Raw genomic sequence first — 389 nt, 5'->3', positions numbered from 1 at the left:
TTTGCGCTCTAAAGGCGCCAGTAATGCTTGTACTATTCATTCGTTGATTTATTGTCCGCGTGGGGAAGAAGAAGTTTCCGATGAAATTACGGGAAAGAAGTCTATTGCTCCAACATTTACATTAAATCGGAGGAGTGCGGCTGCACAAGCTAAGCTCATTATTGTTGATGAGTGCTCGATGGTAGATGAAAAATTGGCACGTGATTTAATGAGCTTTCGAACACCAATACTCGTTTTTGGTGATCCAGGGCAATTACCTCCTATATCAGGAGGTGGCTTTTTTTCCAATAGTACATCGGATTTTTTTCTTTCAGAAATTCATCGGCAAGCACATGATAATCCGATTATTCGTTTGGCTATGGATGTGCGTGAAGGACGAGATATTACTT

1 protein-coding gene is annotated in these 389 nt (G+C 40.9%); it reads left to right on the top strand.

The genetic code is table 11. From position 1 onward, the window contains the following. Positions 1 to 389: AAA family ATPase (locus tag J7R10_RS09480; protein ID WP_208436545.1), on the top strand; the 389-nt coding region annotated here is incomplete at both ends.

The organism is Bartonella vinsonii subsp. berkhoffii ATCC 51672 (genome assembly GCF_902825225.1).
Taxonomy (GTDB): domain Bacteria; phylum Pseudomonadota; class Alphaproteobacteria; order Rhizobiales; family Rhizobiaceae; genus Bartonella; species Bartonella berkhoffii.
This window is presented reverse-complemented; position numbering and strand designations above follow the sequence as displayed.